General features: G+C 71.8%; 19 protein-coding genes. 4 read left to right on the top strand and 15 right to left on the bottom strand.

What is annotated here, in order from left to right; translation table 11 throughout:
• Window positions 1–2: 2 nt before the first annotated feature.
• Window positions 3–1,223 (bottom strand): 1-deoxy-D-xylulose-5-phosphate reductoisomerase, encoded by a 1,221-nt coding sequence (dxr, locus tag CKY47_RS20655; RefSeq protein WP_306747539.1) that lies wholly within the window; start codon window positions 1,221–1,223, stop codon window positions 3–5.
• Window positions 1,224–1,377: 154 nt separating this feature from the next.
• On the opposite strand from dxr, the gene CKY47_RS20650 reads away from it, so the two are divergent.
• Window positions 1,378–1,644: a GlsB/YeaQ/YmgE family stress response membrane protein gene (locus CKY47_RS20650; RefSeq protein WP_306747538.1), complete on the top strand. Its 267-nt coding sequence runs from the start codon at window positions 1,378–1,380 to the stop codon at window positions 1,642–1,644.
• 104 nt (window positions 1,645–1,748) lie between these two features.
• On the opposite strand, the gene CKY47_RS20645 is transcribed toward CKY47_RS20650, so the two are convergent.
• Genes CKY47_RS20645 through CKY47_RS20620 form a run of 6 tightly spaced genes read right to left on the bottom strand, consistent with a single transcriptional unit; the run spans window position 1,749 to window position 8,055 of the window.
• Window positions 1,749–2,399, bottom strand: coding sequence for a response regulator (locus tag CKY47_RS20645; RefSeq protein ID WP_306747537.1), 651 nt, complete (start codon window positions 2,397–2,399; stop codon window positions 1,749–1,751).
• Window positions 2,400–2,402: 3 nt separating this feature from the next.
• On the bottom strand, window positions 2,403–4,043 hold the full coding sequence (locus CKY47_RS20640; RefSeq protein WP_306747535.1) for a sensor histidine kinase: 1,641 nt from the start codon (window positions 4,041–4,043) through the stop codon (window positions 2,403–2,405).
• Window positions 4,044–4,083: 40 nt separating this feature from the next.
• Window positions 4,084–4,908 (bottom strand): ABC transporter permease, encoded by an 825-nt coding sequence (locus CKY47_RS20635; protein ID WP_306747534.1) that lies wholly within the window; start codon window positions 4,906–4,908, stop codon window positions 4,084–4,086.
• The gene (locus CKY47_RS20630; protein ID WP_306747532.1) at window positions 4,905–5,747 is read right to left on the bottom strand and encodes an ABC transporter permease; all 843 of its coding nucleotides are present in this window, start codon (window positions 5,745–5,747) and stop codon (window positions 4,905–4,907) included. The genes CKY47_RS20635 and CKY47_RS20630 overlap by 4 nt, the downstream gene beginning before the upstream one ends.
• The gene (locus tag CKY47_RS20625; protein ID WP_306747531.1) at window positions 5,747–6,892 is read right to left on the bottom strand and encodes a polyamine ABC transporter substrate-binding protein; all 1,146 of its coding nucleotides are present in this window, start codon (window positions 6,890–6,892) and stop codon (window positions 5,747–5,749) included. The genes CKY47_RS20630 and CKY47_RS20625 overlap by 1 nt, the downstream gene beginning before the upstream one ends.
• A complete protein-coding gene (locus CKY47_RS20620; protein WP_306747530.1) occupies window positions 6,889–8,055 on the bottom strand; it encodes an ABC transporter ATP-binding protein in 1,167 nt (388 codons plus the stop codon). Before CKY47_RS20620 ends, CKY47_RS20625 begins: the two co-directional genes overlap by 4 nt.
• A gap of 179 nt (window positions 8,056–8,234) precedes the next feature.
• Here CKY47_RS20620 and CKY47_RS20615 point away from each other — a divergent pair, with 179 nt between their 5' ends.
• Window positions 8,235–8,492, top strand: coding sequence for a DUF2631 domain-containing protein (locus tag CKY47_RS20615; protein WP_306747529.1), 258 nt, complete (start codon window positions 8,235–8,237; stop codon window positions 8,490–8,492).
• Between the two features lie 380 nt (window positions 8,493–8,872).
• Here CKY47_RS20615 and rlmN read toward each other — a convergent pair whose 3' ends face one another.
• Window positions 8,873–9,979 carry a dual-specificity RNA methyltransferase RlmN gene (gene rlmN, locus CKY47_RS20610; RefSeq protein WP_306747527.1) on the bottom strand — a complete coding sequence of 369 codons (1,107 nt, stop codon included), beginning with the start codon at window positions 9,977–9,979 and terminating at the stop codon, window positions 8,873–8,875.
• A gap of 220 nt (window positions 9,980–10,199) precedes the next feature.
• Between rlmN and CKY47_RS20605 the strand changes: the two genes are divergently transcribed.
• Entirely contained in the window at window positions 10,200–10,871 is a 672-nt protein-coding gene (locus CKY47_RS20605) for a PadR family transcriptional regulator (protein WP_306747526.1), read from the top strand.
• 3 nt (window positions 10,872–10,874) lie between these two features.
• On the opposite strand, the gene CKY47_RS20600 is transcribed toward CKY47_RS20605, so the two are convergent.
• Window positions 10,875–11,858, bottom strand: a complete 984-nt coding sequence (locus CKY47_RS20600; protein WP_306747524.1) for an aldo/keto reductase — start codon at window positions 11,856–11,858, stop codon at window positions 10,875–10,877.
• Window positions 11,859–11,882: 24 nt separating this feature from the next.
• Window positions 11,883–12,629 carry a class I SAM-dependent methyltransferase gene (locus CKY47_RS20595; protein ID WP_306747523.1) on the bottom strand — a complete coding sequence of 249 codons (747 nt, stop codon included), beginning with the start codon at window positions 12,627–12,629 and terminating at the stop codon, window positions 11,883–11,885.
• 55 nt (window positions 12,630–12,684) lie between these two features.
• On the opposite strand from CKY47_RS20595, the gene CKY47_RS20590 reads away from it, so the two are divergent.
• On the top strand, window positions 12,685–13,500 hold the full coding sequence (locus tag CKY47_RS20590; protein WP_306747522.1) for a VOC family protein: 816 nt from the start codon (window positions 12,685–12,687) through the stop codon (window positions 13,498–13,500).
• 10 nt (window positions 13,501–13,510) lie between these two features.
• Here the strand turns inward: CKY47_RS20590 and CKY47_RS20585 are convergent, their stop codons facing one another.
• The 5 genes from CKY47_RS20585 to rpsB all read right to left on the bottom strand — a co-directional run bounded on the left by CKY47_RS20585 (window position 13,511) and on the right by rpsB (window position 17,716).
• Complete coding sequence (locus CKY47_RS20585) at window positions 13,511–14,398, bottom strand: phosphatidate cytidylyltransferase (protein WP_371320705.1); 888 nt, start codon at window positions 14,396–14,398, stop codon at window positions 13,511–13,513.
• Window positions 14,399–14,482: 84 nt separating this feature from the next.
• Window positions 14,483–15,040 (bottom strand): ribosome recycling factor, encoded by a 558-nt coding sequence (frr, locus tag CKY47_RS20580; protein ID WP_306747521.1) that lies wholly within the window; start codon window positions 15,038–15,040, stop codon window positions 14,483–14,485.
• A 45-nt stretch (window positions 15,041–15,085) separates the two neighbouring features.
• Window positions 15,086–15,796 (bottom strand): UMP kinase, encoded by a 711-nt coding sequence (gene pyrH, locus CKY47_RS20575; protein ID WP_306747640.1) that lies wholly within the window; start codon window positions 15,794–15,796, stop codon window positions 15,086–15,088.
• Window positions 15,797–15,944: 148 nt separating this feature from the next.
• A complete protein-coding gene (gene tsf / locus CKY47_RS20570; protein ID WP_306747520.1) occupies window positions 15,945–16,760 on the bottom strand; it encodes a translation elongation factor Ts in 816 nt (271 codons plus the stop codon).
• Window positions 16,761–16,849: 89 nt separating this feature from the next.
• Window positions 16,850–17,716, bottom strand: coding sequence for a 30S ribosomal protein S2 (gene rpsB / locus CKY47_RS20565; RefSeq protein WP_306747519.1), 867 nt, complete (start codon window positions 17,714–17,716; stop codon window positions 16,850–16,852).
• Between the last annotated feature and the right edge of the window lie 322 nt (window positions 17,717–18,038).

The raw sequence follows: 18,038 nt of genomic DNA, 5'->3' as shown, positions 1-18,038 counted from the left end.
GGTCAGTCCCTTCCCGACCCCGCCGGGGCGGCCACGAGTTCCCGCGCCCGCGCGCGGGCCCAATCCTCCGCCGCGAGCACCTCGGCGACGTCCGCCGGCTCGTGAGCCCAGTCACCGGCCTCGTCGAGCACGCGCCGCACAGTGTCCACGATGGAGGTGAACGACGTGCGACCGCCGAGGAAGACGGCGACAGCTTCCTCGTTGGCCGCGTTGTAGACCGCGGGGAGGCAGCCCCCGCCGGAGCCCGCCCACCTGGCCAGGCGCACCGCCGGGAACGTGTCGTCGTCCAGCGGTTCGAACGTCCACGCGGTCGCCACGTCGAAGGTACACGCGGACGAGGCGCCGGGGACGCGGTCGGGCCAGCCGAGGCCCAGCGAGATGGGCAGCTTCATGTCCGGCGGGCTGGCCTGCGCCAGCGTGGAGCCGTCGGTGAAGGTCACCATCGAGTGAATGACCGACTGCGGGTGCACGACCACGTCGATGCGCTCGTAGGGCACGCCGAACAGCAGCTGCGCCTCGATCAGCTCCAGGCCCTTGTTGACCAGCGTGGCCGAGTTGACGGTGATGACCGGCCCCATGGACCACGTGGGGTGGGCAAGGGCGTCACGCGCGGTGACGTCCGCGAGCTGGTCCCGGGTCCGGCCGCGGAACGGGCCGCCGGAGGCGGTGAGCACGAGCTTGGCCACCTCGTCCTCCCGGCCGCCGCGCAGGCACTGCGCCAGCGCCGAGTGCTCGGAGTCGACCGGCACGATCTGGCCCGGCTTGGCGGCCTTGAGCACGAGGGGGCCGCCCGCGATCAGCGACTCCTTGTTGGCCAGGGCGAGCGTGGCGCCGGTGGCGAGCGCGTGCAGCGTGGGTTCGAGGCCGATCGAGCCGGTCACGCCGTTGAGCACGACGTCGGCGGGGGTCGAGTCGATGAGGTCGGTGGCGGCGGTGGGGCCGGCGAGGATGCGGGGCAGCGTGAACCCGCCCCGCGCGTAGCCGCGCTTCTGCGCCTCGGCGTAGAGGGCGAGCGTGACGTCCTCGACGGCGGTGGCCCGGGACACGGCGACCGCGGCGACCCCGAACTCGACGGCCTGGGCGGCGAGCGCGGCGGGGTCCGCGCCGCCGGCGGCCAGTCCGACCACGGAGAACCGGTCGCGGTTGGCGGCGATGACGTCGAGGGCCTGGGTGCCGACGGACCCCGTGGAGCCGAGGACCAGGACCGTGCGTGGTGTGCTCATCACGTCCATTGTTCCGGACACCGGCCGACACCCTCACAGCGGTCGTTCGATAACAGAATGGTAACCCACGCGTGGCGCGCCCTCGCGGTGGGCACTCCCTGATCAAGCGCCACGACGAATCCGCTCGCCGTGGTCCTCAGGAAGGAGAGCCCCCGTGGGCATCTTGGGTTGGATTGTGCTCGGCCTGATCGCGGGTGCCATCGCCAAGGCCATCATGCCTGGTCGCGACCCCGGTGGCATCATCATCACGATGCTGCTCGGCATCGTCGGCGCCATCATCGGCGGTTTCGTGGGGCGTGCCATCTTCGGCACGGACCTCAACACGTTCTTCAGCCTGAGCACCTGGCTGCTGGCCATCCTCGGCTCGCTGATCGTGCTCGGCATCTACCGCCTGGTGACGGGCAACCGAGCCAGGGCTTGACATCGACCGACCCGTCGAGGCGGGTCTGAGCGAACTCACGCGGAGCGGCCCCCGTCGACCTCGGTCGGCGGGGGCCGCTCCGCGTCCCGGTCACCCGCGCCCGCTCACCCGGCGAGCCCGGCGTCGCGGGCCAGCAGCGCGGCCTGCACCCGGTTGGTGAGGCCGAGCTTGGCGAGCAGCCGGCTCACGTAGGTCTTCACGGTCGCCTCGCTCATGTGCAGCCGGTGGCCGACGTCGGCGTTCGACATGCCGAGCCCGAGCAGGGCCAGCACCTCGACCTCCCGCTCGGTCAGGCCCGCGACCTGCCGCACCGCCTCCTGCCTGCGCGGCTGGCCCACCTGGGCGACCATGCCGACCACGCGGCTCGTGACCATCGGCGACAGGTACGCCTCACCCGCGTGCACGGCCCGCACCGCGCGCAGCAGCTCCTCGGGGGCGGAGTCCTTGAGCAGGAAGCCGGCCGCGCCGTCGGACAGCGCGCGCACGATGTTGTCGTCCTCGCCGAACGTGGTCAGCACCACGACGCGCACGCCCGGCGCGACCGAGCGCAGCTCGCGGGCCGCCGCCAGGCCGTCCAGGCGCGGCATGCGGATGTCGAGCACGGCGACGTCGACCCGCCGCTCCCGGGCCAGGGCGACGGCCTCCCGGCCGTCACCGGCCTCGGCGACCAGCTCGATGTCGTCGGCGGTGCCGAGGATGGCCTTGATGCCCGCGCGCATCAGCGGCTCGTCGTCGGCGATGAGGACCCGGATCAACGTTCACATCCCCTGGAGGTGGGTTGTCTTCTCGACGAGCCGTCCGCCCGCGAAGCAGAACCGGACGACCCTGGTCGCCTGCGACCGGTAGCTCTGCTCGTCGGCCACGCGGTACCGGCACGTCGCCCCGGCGGGTTCCGGCGGCGCGTCGGAGCTGAGGTCGCCCAGCGGCGGTTCGGCGCCGCCCGGCAGCCTCGCCATCACGTCGGCCTCGGCCTGGCCGACCTCGATCGAGTCGTACAGCGCCTGGTCGACGACCTTGGTGAAGGGCTGGGAGCCGATCCACGTGTAGCCGCCCACGACCACCACCACGACGACCCCGGCGAGCAGGATGGAGCCGACGCCCGCCCACTTGCGGATGCCGGTCGGCTTGGCGGGCTCGGGCTCCACCTCGTCGGACGGCTCGTCGTCCGCCGCGGCGGTGTCCTCGTAGGGCAGCACGGCCGCGATCCGGAACCCGCCGGCGGGCAGCTCGCCGACGTGCAGCATGCCGCCCGCCAGCCGCACCCGCTCCCCCAGGCCGATCAGGCCGAAGCCGGCGCCCTCGGGCCGCTTCGCGCGGGGCGGGTTGTTGCGGACCTCGACGACCAGCGCGTCCGGCTCGTACTTCACGGTGACCTGCACGCTCGCGCCGGGCGCGTGCTTGCTGGCGTTGGTCAGGCCCTCCTGGGCGATGCGGTAGGCGGCGTGGCTGACCTTCGCGGGCAGCGGCACGGGTTGGCCGCCGCGGACCAGGCTGACCCGCACGCCGGCCCGCCGGGCGCCCTCGACCAGCTCGTCGATCGCGTCCACGGTGCGTCGGACCTGGTCCTCCTCGGGCTCGTCGCGCCGCAGCACGCCGATGACGCCGCGCAGCTCCTCCATCGCGGTCAGGGCGGCGCTGCGCAGCACCTGGACGGCCTCGCGCTGCTTCTCGCCCAGCCCGCTGTCGAGCGCGAGCGCGCCCGCGTGCACGGAGATGAGGCTGAGCCGGTGGCCGAGGCTGTCGTGCATGTCCTGGGCGATGCGGTTGCGCTCGCGCAGCCGCACCTGGCGCGACACCATCCGCCGCTCGCGCACCACCCGCTCCTCGCGCTCCTGCAGCGCGGCGACCAGGGCGTTGCGCTGGGCGGTGTACCGGCCGACGAGGAACGGCAGGGCGACGGCCATGCCGTAGACGGTGAGCATCACGAACGACCCGAACGGGCCGGACAGGCCCGGCGTCGACACGCCCCAGGCCAGCATGTGCAGGGCCAGGGCGAGCACGGCGGTGAACAGCGCCCGCTGCCACGACGCGATCCGGTAGCCGGCGCCGTAGGCGAGCATCACGATCATGACGAGGCCGCCGTGCTCGTGGCCGAACACCACCCAGGTGCCGATCAGCAGCGCCAGCGCCGGGAACAGCAGCCGCACGAGGTACAGCGCCACGTAGCCCGCGCCGACCCCGGCCAGGACCAGGCCGGACGTCCGCCAGTCGCCCTGGAGCCAGCCGGGGAACACGTCCATCGCGAGCATCACCAGCACCGCGAACACCTCGCGGGCGACGCGCCACGGCGTCACCCGGGCGAGCCGGGCGGCGTGGGTGCGCAGGAAGGCGGCCGGCGCCTCCCGGAGATCCGGCAGGTCCGGCCGGAACCGCTGGACGCGGTGCACGACAGGGGTCACAGGTGACCACGGTAGAGAAGCCGCAGGTCGTCGGCCGCGTTCATTGGTCGCGAAGGTGTTCGACGAAAGTTGACGCGCGCCCGGCGCGGCGGGCCCGCCAGGTGGCGACGAGCACGCCCGCGACCAGCAGCGCCGCGCTCACCCCCACCATCAACGTCGACAGGGCGACGATCTCCGGGGAGACGCCGCGCTTCGACGCCTGGGCGTAGACGAACACCGGCAGCGTCGTCGACCCCACCCCGGTCAGGTAGCTCGACGTCACGACGTCGTCGAAGGAGAGCAGGAACGCGAACGCGAACCCCGCCGCCACGGCGGGCGCCACCAGGGGCAGCGTGATCGTGCGGAAGGCGACCAGCGGACCGGCCCCGAGGTCGGCGGCGGCCTCCTCCAGGCGGTGGTCCATGCCGGCCACCCGCGCCCGCACCACCACGACGACGAAGCTCAGCGAGAACGCCACGTGCGCCGCCACCAGGGCGCCGAACCCGAGCGGGATGCCGGCGAGCTTCACGCAGAACCCGAGCAGCGCCACCCCCAGCACCACCTCGGGGACGACCAGCGGCAGGCTGAGCAGCACCGTCCACAGGCCCCGCCCGGGGAACGCCCGCCGCAGCCCGAACGCGGCCAGCGTGCCGATCAGCGTGGCCACGACGGCGCTGGTCAGCGCCAAACGCAGGGTCAGGCCGAGCGCGCCGAGCACGCGGTCGTCGGCGAACAGCTCGGCGTACCAGCGGGTCGACAGGCCGGTGATCCGGCTCAGCGAGCGCGAGTCGTTGAACGACACGACCGCCAGCCACGCGATCGGCGCGTACAGGAACGCGAACACCAGCCCGGCCACCCCGCCGAGCACCCACGGTCGCCGGGTCACAGCACGTCCTCCCCCGGTTTCCCGCGCAGCACCAGCACGACCACCACGAGCACCAGCAGCAGCACGGCCATCGCCGAGCCGAGCGGCCAGTTGTTGCCGCCCCGGAACTGGTCGTCGATGACGCTGCCGAACGTGGACTGGTCCACGCCACCGAGCAGCCGGGGCGTCACGAAGTCGCCCGCCGCGGGCACCAGGACCAGCAGCGACCCGGCCAGCACGCCCGGCGCGACACCGGGCAGCACGACCCGCAGGAACGTCGACGACCGGCCGTGGCCGAGGTCGTAGGACGCCTCCGCCAGCCGGAAGTCGAACCGCTCGCACGCCACGTACAGCGGCAGCACCATGAACGGCAGGAAGCCGTAGGTCAGGCCGAGCACCACCGCGCCGTGGGTCAGCAGGAACCCGCCCTCGCGGTCCAGCCCGACGTACCCGAGCACCGTGTTGACCAGGCCCTCGCCGTCCAGCAGCGCCTTCCACGCGTAGACGCGGGCCAGGTAGCTCGACCAGAACGGCACCAGCACCGCCGCGAGCAGCGCCGTGCGGTACCTCCCGCCGTGCCGCGCGGTGAACCACGCCAGCGGGAAGCCCAGCAGCAGGCACAGCAGCGTCGTGAGCACCGCGTAGGCCAGCGTGCGGCCGAAGATCGGCAGGAACGCCGGGTTCAGGGCCGTCGCGTACGCCTGCGTGGTCCACGGCAGCACGGCCCGCGCCACGCCGGTGTCCCGGGTGGCGAAGCTGAACTGCACGACCAGCGCCAGCGGCGCGATGAGGAACAGGCCGAGCCACAGGCCGGTCGGCGCGAGCAGACCGGTGGCGACCAGCCAGCGGGGACGTGCCATCAGCCGGTCTTCACCCTGGTCCACGCGTCGGCGTAGCGGGCCTCCAGGTCCGCGCCGAGGTCCTTGGTGAACGGCAGCTTCGCCAACTGCTCCTCCGACGGGTACACGAGCGGGTCGTTCAGCAGCTCGGGGTCGATCAGCAGGCGGGCGGCCTCGTTGGGGCTGCCGTAGCGGACGGCGTTGGTGAGGGCGGCGCCCACCTCCGGCCGCAGGACGTAGTCGATGAACCGGTGCGCGTTCGCCGCGTGCGGCGCGTCCTTCGGCACGCACAGCAGGTCGACGTAGGACAGGCCGCCCTCGGTCGGGATGGTGTACGCCACGTCCTCGTTGGCGTCGCGGACCTGGAAGGCGTCGCCGGAGTACGCCTGCGCCAGCGGCACCTGGCCGGACGTCAGCGGCTCGATCACGTCCGAGGTGATCTGGCCGAGCTTCTTCTTCAGCGCCAGCAGCGCGGCTGCGGCCTCGTCCACCTGCTTCACGTCCGTGGTGTTCGGGTCGTGGCCCAGCACGAGCAGGCCCAGCGCCATGGCGTCGCGCGCCTCGTCGAGGATCGAGCTGCGGCCCTGCGCGGCGGCCAGGTCGTAGGCCGAGAACCCGGTCACGTCGCCGAGCTGGGACTTCGAGTACGCCAGGCCCGTCGTGCCCCACGCCCACGGCACCGAGTAGCGGTTGCCCGGGTCGTACTCCGCCTCGGTGAACCTGGGGCCCAGGTTGTCCAGGTTCGGGATCAGGTCGTGGTCCAGCGGCGAGAGCAGGCCCGAGCGCAGGAACCGGCGCAGGAAGTTGTCACTCGGCACGACGAGGTCGTAGCCCGCCGCCCCGGAGGCGATCTTGGCCTCCATCTCGTCGTTGGTGCTGAAGTTGTCGTAGGTGACCTCGATGCCCGAGACCTCCCGGAACCCCGACAGCGTGTCCGGCGCGATGTAGTCGGTCCAGTTGTAGAAGTTCAGCTTCGGCTCGTCGGTCGCGTTGGTCGCCTTCGTGGCCGACGTCGCCGCGCCGCTCGTGCCGGACGGGGCCTCGCCCACGCCGCACGCGCCGGTGGCTGCCAGCGCGAAGAACGCGGAGGAGCGCAGCATCGTCCGGCGCGTCACCTTCGGGCCGGCATCCCACAAACGGGCGATCCGGAGGTTCTTCTCAGTCATCGGTGCTCGCTCTCCAGCAGAACGGTGAAGTCGGGGTCCCAGGCCATGCGCACGGGTTGGCCGGGCGCGCCCGCGTCGGTGGTGCGGCGGGTGTTCTGGACGAACGCGACCAGCTCACCGCCACCCGGCACGTCCACCACGTACTGCGTGGACACGCCGGTGTAGACGACGTCGCGCACGGTGCCGGTGAGCACGCACCAGCCCGTCGGCGGCTCGTCGTCGAGGTCGTGCAGGTGCACCTTCTCCGGCCGCACGGTCGCCGCGACCCGCTGCCCGTGCTTCACCGACCGGGTGAGGAGAGGCACGCGCAGTCCGGTGACACCGGGCGCGTCCAACCGCGCCCAACCGCCCTCCACACCGGACACCGTCGCGTCCAGGATGTTCGACGTGCCGATGAAACCGGCCACGAAGCGGGTCGCCGGGCGCTCGTAGACGTCCTCCGGGTAGCCGACCTGCTCCAGCCTGCCCGCGTTCATCACGGCGACGCGGTGCGACAGCACCAGCGCCTCCTCCTGGTCGTGCGTCACGTAGAGGAACGTGGTGCCGACCTCGCGCTGGATGCGCATCAGCTCGATCTGGAGCTCCTTGCGCAGAACCGCGTCCAGCGCGCCAAGGGGCTCGTCGAGCAGGAGGAGCCGCGGGCCCGCGGCGAGCGCGCGGGCGATGGCGACCCGCTGCTGCTGGCCGCCGGACAGCTGCGCGGGCCGCCGCTTGGCGTACTGCCCGAGTCGAACCAGTTCCAGGTGCTCACCGACCACCTTCTTCAGCTCCGGGCCCCTGGTGCCCTTGCGCTTCACGCCGTACGCCACGTTGTCCCACACCGACATGTGCGGGAACAGCGCGTAGGACTGGAACACCGTGTTCACGTCGCGCCGGTGCGGCGGGACGCCCACCATGTCCACGCCGTCCAGCTCGATCCTCCCCGACGTGGGGTGCTCGAACCCGGCGATCATGCGCAGCAGGGTCGTCTTGCCGCAGCCCGACGGCCCGAGGACGGAGAAGAACTCGCCCTCGTGCACGTTGAGCGTCACGTCGTTCACCGCGGTCTGGTCGGAGAAGCGCTTGGTGACGCCGTGCAGCCCGACCTCGACGGGTGCGAAGGTGTCGGGCATGCGTTCCTCGGCCGGGTGGAAGCCGCGGACCGGCTGATCGGTCAACCTCATCGCCTTTCTGGCAGCGCGCAGCCCCGGTGGCAGGGCGGGAGCGGTGCGGACGCGCGCGAGGGGTGAGGGTAGACGCCGGAACGGTGCCGCGCACCTCACGTCCCGCGGGGCGCGGGCGTGTGCGACGATTGCGGGCGTTGGTGAACGTGATCGTGATCGGGCAGGAAGGTCGTGCGGCTGTGTCTTCGTCCTCGGAACTGGACAAGCGTCCGGCGGTCGACCCCCACGACGAGCCGTCGGCCGAGTGGGGTTGGCACGGCACCTTCCCGAAGGGCATCAAGATCGCGGGCTGGCTGTCCACGCTGAGCGTGTTCGCCATGCTGATCGGCAACCACCACGGCCGCACCGAGGACCTGTGGGTCGTCCTGATCGGCGTCGCCATGGCCGCCGGTCTGATCTGGCTCCAGGTGCGCAGCCGCACCCCTTGGCGCCGCTGACCCACCCCGGTCCACCGACAGCCTTCGACGCTTCCCGCCCGAGGGCTTCTCGCGTTCACCCCTCATCGACGTGAGGGACACCCGTCCGACCTTCGCGGCAACGAGCAGGTGCCGTGCGGGATGGACCACTCACCTCGTGATCGCACGCACGTAGGCGGGCGCCAGCGCGCGGACCCGCTCACCGTCCACGTCGCCGGCGAGCGCCTCTACCGCCATGCGGACGCCAGGGTCCGCCCCACCGAACTGACTGCGCAGAATGACAGTCGGTCAGGAAACTTTCCCTGATCGGCGACTTTCTCCGGTCGAGGAACTCGCCAGTCGGGGAAAATTCGTGGAACTCGGCCACTTTCCTGCACGAGGAAAGTGGAAAGAACGAGAACTCAGCCCTCCGCCGCCAGCTGCCCGCAGGCGGCGGCGATCTCCTGGCCCCGGGTGTCGCGCACGGTGCACTCCACGCCCTGCTCCTTGACCCTGCGCACGAACTCGCGCTCCACCGGCTTCGGCGACGCGTCCCACTTCGAGCCGGGCGTCGGGTTCAGCGGGATGACGTTGACGTGCACCAGCTGCCCCAGGTACCTGCGCAGCAGCTTGCCCAGCAGGTCGGCGCGCCAGCCCTGGTCGTTGATGTCGCGGATCAGCGCGTACTCGATCGACACGCGACGACCGGTCTTGTCCGCGTAGCCGCGCGCGGCCTCCAGGACCTCGGCGACCTTCCACTTCGTGTTGACCGGCACGAGGGTGTCGCGCAGCTCGTCGTCGGGGGTGTGCAGCGACACGGCCAGCCTGACCTGGAGGTCCTCCTCCGTCAGCTTCCGGATCGCCGGCACCAGGCCGACCGTCGACACGGTCACCGAGCGCTGCGAGATGCCCAGGCCGGACGGCGCCGGGTCGCAGATGCGGTGCACGGCCTCCAGCACCCGCTTGTAGTTGGCCAGCGGCTCGCCCATGCCCATGAACACGATGTTGGACAGCCTGCCGGGACCGCCCGGGAGCAGGCCGTCGCGCATGGCGGCGGCGCCGCGCCGCACCTGGTCCACGATCTCGGCCGTGGACAGGTTGCGGGTCAGGCCGCCCTGGCCCGTGGCGCAGAACGGGCACGCCATGCCGCAGCCGGCCTGCGACGAGATGCACAGGGTGGCGCGGTCCGGGTAGCGCATGAGGACGCTCTCGACCAGCGTGCCGTCGTGGGCGCGCAGCAGCGTCTTGCGGGTCATGCCGTCGTCGGCCTCCACGCCGCGCAGCTCGGTCCACAGCGGGGGCATGAGGTCGGCGACGAGCCGGTCGCGCGCGGCGGCCGGGATGTCGGTCATCGCGTCGGGGTCGACGGTGAGCCGGGAGAAGTAGTGGTTCGACAGCTGCGCGGCGCGGAACGGCTTCTCACCGAGCGCGACGACGGCCTCTCGACGCTGGTCGGCGGAGAGGTCGGCGAGGTGGCGCGGCGGCAGGCCCCGCTTGGGCGCGTCGAAGACGAGGGGGAGGGCAGTCATGGCACCTCCAGTGTCCCACGCCCGCGCCGCTGCCCCCGACCACGCGCACCGTGTGACCGAACACGCTGCGCGATCGGCGGTGCGGTGAGCGGTGACACAGCGTCAAGCGAGCGATCGCCGTTGCATCGCGATACGTTCCGATATATCGTTAATATGTCACAACCGGTCGGTACCGACAGCCGGTACCGGCAACGGGCACTTCACGACGAGGAGCGGGACGATGCGTTTCCACCACGAACACCACGGACACCGGCACGGATACCTGCACCAGCGCGACCACGGGTTCGGCGACCCGCGCGGCGGCGGGCCCGGGGGCGGCTTCGGGCCGTTCCACCCCGGTCCGCCGGCACCACCCGGACCGCTGGGGCCGCCCGAACCGCCGGGCTTCTTCGGCCACGGCCGGGGGCGCGGGCGCGGGGGCAGGCAGCGGAAGGGCAACGTGCGCGCCGCCGTGCTCGCCCTGCTCGCCGAACGGCCGATGCACGGCTACGAGATGATCCAGGAGATCGGCCGCCGCACGGACGGCCTCTGGCGGCCCAGCCCCGGGTCGGTCTACCCGACCCTGCAACTGCTGGCCGACGAGGGCCTGGTCGCCTCCACCGAGGAGGCGGGCGGCAAGAAGCTGTTCACGCTGACCGGGTCCGGGCAGGCGGAGGCCGCGAAGCTGGAGGGCGCGCCGCCGTGGCAGCAGGTCAACGACGAGCTGGACCTGAACGCGGCGAAGCTGCGCACGGCGTCGCGGCACCTCGGCGCGGCGATGCAGCAGATGGCCCACGCGGGCACGCGGGAGCAGCAGAACCGCGCCGTCGAGGTCCTCAACGAGGCTCGCCGCAGGCTCTACGCGATCCTGGGCGAGCTCGACGTCGAGGAGGACGACGCGGACGAGGGGTGACCGCTACCAGCGGTCGTGCACCAGCGGGCGGATGAGCGAGTCGTACACGGCGCGCACCTCGTCCCGGGCCGACGGCGACAGCGGCGGGAGGTCCGCGGCGGCCGAGTTGGCGCGGGCCTGCCCGGCGTTGCGGGCCCCCGGGATCACCACGGTCACCCCGGGCTGGTCGACGATCCACCGCAGCGCGAACTGCGCGAGGGTCGCCCCGGCGGGCACGAGGGGCCGCAGCCGCTCCACCGCCTCCAGGCCGACCTCGAACGGCACCCCGGAGAACGTCTCGCCGACGTCGAACGCGTCGCCGTTGCGGTTGTAGTTGCGGTGGTCGTCCTCGCCGAACGTGGTCGACCGCGTGTACTTGCCGGAGAGCAGGCCGGAGGCGAGCGGCACGCGGGCGATGACCGCCGCGCCCGCCTCGGCCGCCGCCGGGAGCACCCGCTCCAGCGGCTTGAGGCGCAGCGCGTTGAGGATGATCTGGACGCTCGCGACGCCCGGCCGGGCGATCGCGGTCAGCGCCTCCTCGACCGTCTCCACGCTCACGCCGTAGGCGGCGATCCGCTTGGCCTCGACCATCTCGTCGAGGGTGTCGAACACCTCGTCGGTGGAGTACACCGGCGTCGGCGGGCAGTGCAGCTGCACGAGGTCCAGGGTGTCCACGCCGAGGTTCGCGCGGGACCGGTCGTTCCAGGCCAGGAAGTTCTCGCGGGAGTAGTTCCCCGGCACCTGCTCGACGCGGCGGCCCATCTTGGTGGCCACGGTGATGCCCGCGTCACCGCGCTCGCGCAGGAACTTGCCGACCAGGGTCTCGCTGCGGCCGTCGCCGTAGACGTCGGCGGTGTCGAAGAAGGTCACCCCGGTGTCCGCGGCGGCGTGCAGCACCGCGAGCGCGTCGGACTCCTCGACCTGCCCCCAGTCCGCGCCGAGCTGCCAGCAGCCCAGACCGATGACGCCGACCTGCCGACCGAACCTGCCCGCGTTCCTGTTCTCCACGCCGTCGATCCTAGGTGAACGTGCTCAGGGCAGCACGAGACCGGTGGGCTTGCGCCGCACGTGCAGCCGGTAGCCGACCTCGAACGACAGGCCGGGCGTCTCGGAGAGGGCGCGTTCGGCGACGGCGGCGGAGAACTCGATCCGCAGCACCGCCTCCAGGTCCTCGCGCCGCTCGAACCGCCACAGCGCGCGCACCCGGCGCAGCGAGAAGCCCTGCTCGGCGAAGAACCGCTCCACCTCGACGGGGTCGTAGCGGGGTTCGTCGGCGCACAGCCACGGCCCGTAGGGCGGGGTCAGGCCGTCGAGGTCCACGACCGCGAGCGCGCCACCCGGCCGCAGCACCCGGTCGGCCTCCCGGATGCCCGGCTCGCAGCCGGGGCCGAAGAAGTACGCGGTGCGCGCGTGCACCAGGTCCGCGGTCGCGTCGCGCAGCGGCAGCCGCTGGGCCGGGCCGGGCAGCACGGACGCGCCCGGCACGTCGGCGACCCGCGCGCGGGCGCGGCGCACCAGCGGCGGGTGCGGTTCGACGCCGACCACCGACGCGGCGTCGCGGGCGAACACCGGCAGGTGGAAGCCGTCGCCGCAGCCCACGTCGACGACGTCCCGGCCCGCCCAGTCGCACTCCTCGCGCAGCGCCGCCCAGAGGGCGCCGTCCACGTCCTGCGCGCGGTTCTCGACCTCGTAGACCTCCGGCCAGTGCCAGATGTTGGGGCTCGGCAGCACGTCGGCCGGGCGGACGGCGGCCAGGGCGGCGCGGACTAGTCCCTTCACGGGACGACTCTAGAGCCGTAGCGTGATCCGGACACCGGTGAGCAGGAGGTAAGCGGTGTCGATCGTCCCGAATTCACCCGCTTTGGCCGAATTGCACCACGGCGCGCCGTGCTGGGTGGACCTCGCCACCACCGACCTCCAGGCGAGCATCGACTTCTACACGGGCCTGTTCGGCTGGTACTACGCCGACAGCGCGGGCCGCACGGTCGCCGTCGTGGACGGGCTGCCGGTCGCCGAGCTGGTCCCCGCGTCCCAGCCGAGCGCGTGGACGCTGTACCTGCGCACCCCGCACGCCCGCGCCACCGCCGAGCGGGCGCACGCCCTGGGCGGCGCCGTCCTCGGCGAACCGACCGAGGTGTCCACCGTGGTCGTCGACCCGTCCGGCGCGGCGATCGGCTTCCGGCACGTGCCGCCGGACTGGCTGTTCGGCACCAACGGCCACGGCGCGTACGCGTGGGCCGAGCTGAACACGCGCGACGTGCGGGCCGCGGACGCGTTCTTCCACGAGCTGTGCGGCTACGAGATCACCCAGATCGGTGATGGTCAGGCGGTGGACTACACGCTGTGGGCGATCGAGGGCGAGACCGTCCTGGGGCGGCAGCGGATGGGTGGCGCGTTCGCGCCGGACACCCCGCCGCACTGGATGGTGTACTTCACGGCAGCGCCCGAGATCGGCGCCGACTCCGCCGCGTCCCGCGTCCTGGAGCTGGGCGGGCAGATCACCGTGGAGCCGTACGACACGCCGTTCGGCCGGATCACCGTGGTCGCCGACCACGTGGGCTCGGTGTTCTCGGTGATCGACCCGTCGCGCAGGTCGCCGCTGGCCGACGACGAGGTCGGCTCGGCGATCGACGACCCGTACGACGAGTGAGGCGGCCGTCCTAGGACGGCACGAACGTGTGCAGCAGCAGCCAGGACACCACGGCCGACGGCAGCAGCGAGTCCATCCGGTCCATCAGGCCGCCGTGACCGGGCAGCAGCGTGCCCATGTCCTTGATGCCCAGGTCGCGCTTGATCAGCGACTCGACCAGGTCGCCCGCGGTGGCCGTGACGACCAGCGCGGCGCCGAACAGGACGCCCTGCCACCACTGACCGTCGAGCATCACCCCGACGGTGAGCACACCGCCGACCGTGCCCGCCAGCAGCGAGCCGCCGAAGCCCTCCCAGGACTTCTTCGGGCTGATGGCGGGCGCCATCGGGTGCCTGCCCAGGAGCACGCCCGCCACGTAGCCGCCGGTGTCGGACAGCACGACGCCGATCAGGAACGCCAGGACGCGGAACACGCCGTCCTCGGGCACCACCAGCATCACCGCGAACGCCGCGAACACCGCCACGTACGCCACCGTGAAGATCGACGCGGTGACGTCGCGCAGGTAGCCGTCGGCGCCGTCCTTGAGCCGCCACAGCAGGCAGACCAGCATCGTCACGACGAACGCGCTGAGGACGCCGCCGCGCTCGAACGGCCAGGCCAGCCAGACGACGGCCTGCGAGCCGAGCAGCACGGGCACCAGGGCGACCTGGATGCCCGCGCCGCGCCTGAGGGCGCCGGCCAGCTCGTACACCGACACGGCGACGGCCACCGCCACGACGACCACGAACAGCTGCCGCACGGTGAAGAGCGCCACCAGGATGACCGCGCCCAGCCCGACGCCCACGCCGATGGCGGCGGGCAGGTTGCGGCCCGCGCGGGACGGGGACGTGCCCCCGACCGGCGCGTCCCGCTCCGGTGCGCCCTGTCCCGGTGCGCCCTGTTCACCGCCGCCTGACACCTGTTGCGCTCCTGTCACGGCCGTCGACCGGCCAAGCCACACCCCCGGTCGTCGACCCGACCGGGCGAACCCGACACGACCCACCTAGACCTCGAGCAGCTCGGCTTCCTTGTGCTTGACCAGCTCCTCGACCTGGGTCACGTACCGGTGGGTGACGTTCTCCAGCTCCTTCTCGGCGCGGGAGCCGTCGTCCTCGCCGACCTCGCCGTCCTTGACCAGGCGGTCCAGCTCTTCCTTGGCCTTGCGGCGGATGTTGCGGATGGACACCTTGGCGTCCTCGCCCTTGCCCTTGGCGACCTTGACCATCTCGCGGCGGCGCTCCTCGGACAGCTGCGGGATCACCACGCGGATGATCGAGCCGTCGTTGCTGGGGTTGACGCCCAGGTCGGAGTCGCGGATGGCCTTCTCGACCGCGTTGAGCTGCGTCGTGTCGTAGGGCTTGATGACCGCCATGCGCGCCTCCGGGATGGCGACGCTGGCCAGCTGGTTCAGGGGCGTGGGCGAACCGTAGTACTCGACGACGATGCGGGAGAACATCGAGGGGTTGGCGCGGCCGGTGCGGACCGAGGCGAGGTCCTCCTTCGCCACGGACACCGCTTTTTCCATCTTCTCCTCGGCGTCGAGGAGGGTCTCGTCGATCACGGCTGACTCCCTTGTGTGCGCTGTTCGGCTCGAATCCCAGCAGGTCTAGAAGGACGGGCGACCACCGGGGGTGCTCACCAGCGTCCCGATCTTCTCACCACGAACGGCACGCGCGATGTTCCCCTCGGTGAGGAGGTTGAACACCATGATCGGCATGTTGTTGTCCATGCACAGGCTGAACGCGGTGGCGTCCGCGACGTTCAGGCCGCGTTCGAGCACCTCCCGGTGGGTGATGTTGTCGAACATCAGCGCATCCGGGTCGATCTTCGGGTCGGCGGTGTAGATGCCGTCCACGGCCTTCGCCATCAGGACGATCTCGCAGCCGATCTCCAGCGCGCGCTGGGCGGCGGTGGTGTCGGTGGAGAAGTACGGCATGCCCGCGCCGCCGCCGAAGATCACCACGCGCCCCTTGTCGAGGTGCCTCATCGCCCGGCGGGGGATGTAGGACTCGGCGACCTGGCCCATCGTGATGGAGGTCTGCACGCGCGTGTCGATGCCGTGCTCGCGCTCCAGGAAGTCCTGGAGGGCGAGGCAGTTCATCACCGTGCCGAGCATGCCCATGTAGTCGGCGCGGCTGCGGTCCATGCCGCGCTGCTGGAGCTCCGCGCCGCGGAAGAAGTTGCCGCCGCCGATGACGACGGCGACCTGGACCCCCGTCCGGACGACCGCGGCGATCTGGCGGGACACCGTCTGCACGACGTCCGGGTCGACGCCGACGCCGCCGCCGCCGAACATCTCGCCGCCCAGCTTGAGCATCACGCGGCGGTAGCCGGCAGCCGGCTCCTCCTCGCGGGCTCCCGGGCCGTCCACCTCTGCGTTCTCTGCCTCTGGGCTCACGGGTCCTCCTCTGGACACGGCAAGGGCGGGGTCGCGACACCTGCGCGCAACCCCGCCCTCACGTGGATCAGGCCTGGCCGACCTCGAAGCGGGCGAACCGGGTCACGGTGACCCCGGCCTCGTCCAGCACGGCCTTGACGGTCTTCTTCGACTCCGTCACCGACGACTGCTCCAGGAGCACGACGTCCTTGAAGAAGCCGTTCACGCGACCCTCGACGATCTTGGGCAGCGCCGCCTCCGGCTTGCCCTCCTCGCGAGCGGTCTCCTCGGCGATGCGGCGCTCGTTGGCCACCACGTCCGCCGGGACCTCGTCACGGGTGAGGAAGCGCGGACGCATCGCGGCGATCTGCATCGCGGCGCCGCGGGCGGCCTCCTCGTTGTCACCGGTGTACTCGACGACGACGCCCACGGCGGGCGGCAGGTCGGCGGCACGGCGGTGCAGGTAGGTGGTCACGGTGCCGTCGAAGACGGCGACCTTGGCCAGCTCCAGCTTCTCGCCGATCTTGGCGGAGAACTCCTGCACGACCGCGTCGACGGCCTTGCCGTCCAGGTCGCCGGCCTTGAGGGCCTCGACGTCCGCCGGGCGGGTGGCCTTGGCGACGGCGACGATCCGGGAGGCCAGCTCCTGGAAGTCGGCGTTCTTGGCGACGAAGTCGGTCTCGCAGCGCAGCTCGACCATCACGCCGTCCTGGGCCATGACCAGGCCGTTGGAGGTCGTGCGCTCGGCGCGCTTGCCGACGTCCTTCGCACCCTTGATGCGGAGGATCTCGACCGCCTTGTCGAAGTCGCCGTCGGCCTCCTCCAGCGCCTTCTTGCAGTCCATCATGCCTGCGGCGGTGAGCTCGCGGAGGCGCTTCACGTCAGCGGCGGTGTAGTTCGCCATCGTGCTGAATCCGTTCCTTCTGCGTATCGCGCGGGTGTCTGTGCGCGCGCCGCGCCCACCCTGTCGAGGTGGGCGCGGCGTGCGGCGGATCAGGACTGAGCGGCCTCGGTGCCCTCGGCGGGCGCGGCGGGCGCGTCGGCGGCGGGGGCGGCAGCGGCGGGCGCGTCGGCGCCGACCAGCAGCTCCTGCTCCCACTCGGCCAGCGGCTCGTCGGTGCCGACACCCGGCTCGGGCTTCTCGGCGCCGTCAGCGGCCTGGTTGCGGGCGCCGGAGCGCTGCATCAGACCGGCGGCGGCGGCCTCGGCCACGACCTTGGTCAGCAGGGCGGCGGAACGGATCGCGTCGTCGTTGCCCGGGATCGGGTAGTCGACCTCGTCCGGGTCGCAGTTCGTGTCGAGGATCGCCACGATCGGGATGTTCAGCTTGCGGGCCTCGCCGACCGCGATGTGCTCCTTCTTGGTGTCCACGATCCACACGGCGCTGGGCACCTTGGACATGTCGCGGATACCGCCGAGCGTGCGCTCCAGCTTGTCCTTCTCGCGGTTCATCATCAGGATTTCCTTCTTGGTGAAACCCTGGAAACCGCCGGTCTGCTCCATCGACTCCAGCTCCTTGAGCCGCTGGAGGCGCTTGTGCACCGTGGAGAAGTTGGTGAGCATGCCGCCCAGCCAGCGCTGGTTCACGAAGGGCATGCCGACGCGGAGGGCCTCGTTGGCGATGGCCTCCTGCGCCTGCTTCTTGGTGCCGATGAACAGGATCGACCCGCCGTGCGCGACCGTTTCCTTCACGAACTCGTAAGCCCGGTCGATGTAGGTCAGCGTCTGCTGCAGGTCGATGATGTAGATGCCGTTGCGCTCGGTGAAGATGTAGCGCTTCATCTTCGGGTTCCAGCGGCGGGTCTGGTGCCCGAAGTGCACGCCGCTGTCGAGCAGCTGCTTCATGGTGACGACGGCCATGGCCGGGTTCGCACCTCTTCGTTCGGGCGCACCGGCTCGTTCAGGCCGGCACGCGGTTCCGGTTCCTCGCGGCGGACCGGGGTGGACCGCCGCCCTGGTGCCCTTGCCGCCGCCCGAACCGGAGGGGTGTCGCATGCTTGCTCGCCACACCTCGGGACCGCCGGACTGCGTGACTCGACCACGGAAGCGGGTCGGATCTGCATTGGCACGCGAAGTCGTCCCGCGCTCACACGGGCCGCGGCACGAGTGTACGCCGATCGGCTCCGGAACACCGAACCGCCCCCGGGAGTTGTCCACAGGCCGCCGAGTTGTCCACAGCCGG

This window comes from Saccharothrix longispora, assembly GCF_030852425.1.
In the GTDB taxonomy this organism is placed as follows: Bacteria; Actinomycetota; Actinomycetes; order Mycobacteriales; family Pseudonocardiaceae; genus Actinosynnema; species Actinosynnema longispora.
Note: the sequence above shows the minus strand (reverse complement) of the source record. Positions and strands in the feature narration are given on the sequence as shown.